The organism is Carboxydocella sp. JDF658 (genome assembly GCF_002049395.1).
Lineage (GTDB): Bacteria > Bacillota.
Genome location: NZ_BDLR01000253.1, coordinates 1 through 373 on the forward strand (window position 1 = coordinate 1; position 373 = coordinate 373).

Genomic DNA, 373 nt, shown 5'->3' on the forward strand with positions numbered 1-373 from the left:
TGAACTCCCGCTTTGTCGATGACTCCAGACTTAAAGCACAGGCCCTGCTGGACTCCCAAACAGAACTGCTGAAGTTAGAAAATGAAGAAACAGAAGAGAAGCTGGGCCGGGCCAGGAAGAAGCTCAGCCTGGCTATGAGGAAACTGGCGAAGGCAGAGGAAAAGGGGGCTGCTTCAGAAGTTATTGAAAAGCTCCGCCTGGCAGTCAAGGGGCGAAACCATCGGGTGGTTTCACTGGCAAAAAGGCTGGCTGAACTGAAGGACTACCGGGAGAAGGGGACAATACCGGAGGTAGTCTTTGGGGGCAGAAGGCTGTGGGAAAAGGTCTGCCAGGGCCGGGCCGCCCGTGAAAAATGGCGGCACGCCCGCAGGAA

General features: G+C 56.0%; 1 pseudogene. It reads left to right on the plus strand.

Annotated features, from left to right (window positions below):
• Nucleotides 1–373, plus strand: a pseudogene (locus JDF658_RS14030) (IS200/IS605 family accessory protein TnpB-related protein); the annotation flags it as partial.